This is a genomic window from Pseudomonas agarici, assembly GCF_900109755.1.
GTDB classification, from domain to species: domain Bacteria; phylum Pseudomonadota; class Gammaproteobacteria; order Pseudomonadales; family Pseudomonadaceae; genus Aquipseudomonas; species Aquipseudomonas agarici.
In genome coordinates, this window is record NZ_FOAR01000053.1 from 1 (window position 1) to 4,257 (window position 4,257).

The window sequence follows — 4,257 nt, forward strand, 5'->3', positions numbered from 1 at the left end:
CGCTGTTGCCGCCGGTATAGCGGGTGAGGCGAAAGAACACCGGCTGGATCACGCCGTCGGGCAGGCGGGCACGAGGGATGAACAGGGGAATTTTCGCCTCTTTGTCCACTTCGTCCTGGGACACGGAAGTGAAGGCCACCGGATCGTCGGCATTGCCGCAGAACAATTCGACAAAGTCGCCCTCCGCCTGCGACAGATAGGGGTGCAGGTAACACAGCAGGCCGTCGAGATAGTAGGTGTCGAGGGCGGCCTTGTTGACACCGATATCGGCGCCGATCACTGGGCGCTGGCCATAGACCTCGATCACCAGGTCACTGAAGGGACGGCGTTCGGGAGTGGGGTCGCGTTCGAAGCTGAAATCCGGCTGCCTGGGAGCGGACGAGGGGTTGAGAGAGAGGGAGTCGAGACCTTGGGACGTAGGCGACACGGACAAGGAAGGATCTTCGTTCATGACGAGGCACCTTTGGCGGATTCAGGGAGGCGACCCGAAAACCCGGATGGCGAGTCGTGAGGATCATTCAACGCCTGGGGGGGGAGGACTGGCTAGCTGTCAGAAATAACAGTGGCGACGAGTGGTAGGGTTGATGAAAAGCAAAAGGGGAGCGGAGCTCCCCTTTCTGACACACATTTCAGGACCATCCCATGAATGGAGTTTTAATCATTTGATGTGATACAAAATGCTCCCCATGTCCCCGTTGCCGGGCCGCATGAAACATTTCCATTAGTCGCTGAGTAAACCAGATTATAGCCAACGCTACACGAGGCGCTTGAGGTATCGCACCAGTATGCATTCTGCAGTAAATTACTTCGTGGGAATGGGCTGGTGTAATAACGTTTCAATAAATCCATATCGCTCTGAATTAAATTGATGCCTCTCCTGTTGATTCTCCAGGTATTCGCTTCGTGGCTCGCCAATCGTGAGTTGTTTATATTCAACTCCCACACATTGCTGACGGTCACGTCATACCCCAGACTCTGTCCGGTCTGTTCGTCTCGAACGGTAATTCTCGCACTCCCATTTCTCAGTCCTGTGACTTTTCCGGTATTTGACACGGGGGCGATGCTAATGTTGTTCGAACTATAGGCGTATGAGCCGGAACCTGCTGTAGGTGTACGAGTAGCTGTATTATTGACGAAGTCGTTGCCGGTCTGTGGCCAGCCTAGGCTGGTTCTGATGGCTCTGCCATTCAATACCATTGGCGAGGTATTCATAGCCAAAGGAGGATGCAATTGTACGGTAAAACTTCTGGTGTCCGATGAAAGCGTTCCTCCGACGATTTTAGCGATGAGGTTGTATTTTCTTTCCGATAAATTATTGATATGGCCACTCCAAGCCCTGGAGTTGTTAACCGAGGTAGTTAGTAGGACTGTCGTACCGTCCCTTACCTCGATGGTGGAGTTGGGTGTTGCGGTTCCTGATATTGTCAGGCTTCTTTGATTGGTAGTTCCGTTGTGAGGGACCGAAGCCCCCGTAGAGGTATGCACGCCAGTAATAACCGGTTTCACCTCGTCGGCGATGGTAAAAGTGCGCACGTTCGAAAAAACCGAGCTGGGGTGATAGAGCGACCGGGCATAGAGCCTTCTCTCGCCGGTTGGGCGGGTAGACGTTGTGAAGGTCCATATACCAGAAGCGTTGGCAGTTGCGGTGCCCAGGACGGCGGCTGAGGCTCCGTTGCCGTCTTCGATCTGGACGCGTTGAAGTTTGCTGGCAGTCCCGGTCAAGGTGAAAACCTTTTCCCTGGTAGTAGTCCCTTGCGCGACTTCAGCCCCCTTGGGATCTTTCACGGAAGTCAAGGTGGGGGTCACCAGCGCGGTAACGGTAAAAGTGCGTGCCGGTGTGGACACCGGGTTGGTGCCATAGAGACCACGTGCGGTGATGCTGTAGGCCTTGGCCGTCACCGTTAATGCGGACGATGTCCAGACACCGCTGGCGTTGGCGGTGGCGGTGCCCATCACGTTAGTGCCGTCGCGAATCTCCACTTGCTGCCCGTTGGGGGCGGTACCTGTGAGCGTCACGGTCGCGGTGACCACGGTGGAGCCATTGGCGATCTCGCCGCCAGCGGCGTTCTTGACGGAGGTGATGGTCGGCGTTGCCGAGGCGACCACGGTAAAGGTACGCGGTGGCGTGGACACCGGGTTGCTGGCATAGAGACCACGTGCGGTGATGCTGTAACCCTTGGCCGTTACAGGCAATGCGGGTGTGGTCCAGATACCACTGCCATTGGCGGTGGCCGTGTGCATCACGGTATTGGTGCCGTCGCGAATCTCCACTTGCTGCCCATTGGGAGCCGTGCCTGTAAGCGTCACGGTCGCGGTGACCACAGTGGATCCGTTGGCGATCTCGCCGCCAGCGGCGTTCTTGACGGATGTGATGGTCGGCGCCTCTATCTCCTCAATGTTATGGACGGTATAGGTGCGCAACGGGAAAGTCAGCGCATCGGCTTCATTGCTACCGCCACCGAATACGACTTTGAATATCACGCGCAATTCGCTGCCATGCTCCAGGGCTCGCAGCCAGGTGGTGTGATCGGGATTGCTGGTAATGACTCGGGTCAGGAATTTCTGATTGAACTCCGAGGCACTGATTGGCGAGGCGGTCCAGATCGGCAACCGATTGGGCGTTCCATCCGGGTTGTCGCTTTCCAGGGCCAGCCAGACCCGATCTCCCTGGCGATAGAATGGCCAGGCATCGACCCGGAAAGTCACGGTGCCGTTGACATCCACCTGGCCGGCGTTGGCCTCCAATATCTGCAAGGGAGGCAGTTCCGAGACCGGTATGCTTTGGATGGTCAGGTTCAGCGGGTCCGAAGACTGGGTCGCTTCGGAGTTGGTTACCTCATAACTGACTTCCACTACCTTGCCGATATTGGCCCCCACGGCAGCGGCACCCGATAGGGTGAAGTCGACATATCCCTGCGCGGCATTCCCAGGTTTTGGCTCAATCACCGGGCTACCGATACCGGCTATGCCTTTCCAGTAGGGTTGGATATTGTCGGAGTTTTTCATGTCGTCATAACGCACCCGGATCGTGACGGCGGTCTGGGCATTGATCGGGTTGAGCACATTACCGCCTGGCTCGATGGTTTCCAGTACCTCGGGCGGTTTCAAGGCCAGATTGGCTCCGACTCTCAGGTTAAGCGTATGGGAGTAGCGCACTGGCTCGCGCCCGCGTTCGACGATATAGAACGCCTTGACTGAACCACCTTTGTTGGCATCGACATACTCACGTTCGATTGGGAACGGAATATCGCTGTTGAGCCAGGCGCTGGTGACCTCGAACTTGCGGTGGATGAAGCTACCGCCGGGTTTGCTGCCCTGCCAGTACACGCTGAGCAGATCGCCTTCTTCCAGATCAGCGGCCCTGGGTACCACCACTGTGGCGCCACGAATCGAGGCCTCCGGGTCCAGCACGCCACCAGGGGCCTCGGGGACGTTCGGGGCCGGCAGGGTCGCGGCGGCTTCACCGACATTGAGCTGGGTGTGCAAGGATTCGCGATCACCGTCGACCACATAATGCACTTCCAGCGTGCCACCGTTGAGTCCGGCAATATCCAGGTCCAGGTCATGCTGCAAATAGAAGAGCACCGGAGCGTTGCTGCTGCCGGCCATCTTGAAGAAATGCCAGAACTCCCGTTCCCCATTGGCCCGCGTCCCCAGCAGATACAGGTCAACGCGGTCGCTGGATTGCTGACCGGTATAGGGGCTGATTTCCACAGTAGCCAGCAGGGACGTCGGATCGAGGAAATCGCCGACGGCTTCGAGCACCAAGGGACGGGCCAGTCGGCTGAGGAAGCTGCCAATGATTGCCAGGCGGGTCAGTTCCGACGGCTGCGGCTCGCTGCCGGCACGAATCCGTTCATAGCTCAGAACTGCCGTGCCGCCGACCAGCTCGCGAACGATTTCGTTGCGCAGAGGCAGGCGGGTATTACGACCGATCTGGTCATCGGGAATCGGAAAGTCGATGACTTCGTGCACGCTAGTGCCATCGGCGGTGCGTCCTTCCAGGGTGATGTGCAAGGCATCGCCAATCAAGTAGCCCTGGCGAACCTGGGTGATCACGAGGGTGGCGTCGTTATCTTCGCCGAGTACATCGTAGTCGAGGGTATCGAATTCTTCACCGAGGGTTGATTCGTCGATATAGGCATAGGGCAGGCGAGGGCGACTGTCATTGCCGATATTGACCTTGAGCACCACCTGTGGCGACCACTTCACCGAGTAGTTGCCGCACTGGTCGATGACCTCGTATTCGAGCACCTT

General features: G+C 57.5%; 1 protein-coding gene and 1 pseudogene. Both read right to left on the reverse strand.

The genetic code is table 11. The features are described from left to right. Positions 1 to 451: pseudogene (locus BMX68_RS24785) on the reverse strand (hypothetical protein); the annotation flags it as partial. A 203-nt stretch (positions 452 to 654) separates the two neighbouring features. Beyond that, positions 655 to 4,257: Ig-like domain-containing protein (locus BMX68_RS24790; RefSeq protein WP_177178875.1), on the reverse strand; the 3,603-nt coding region annotated here is incomplete at its 5' end.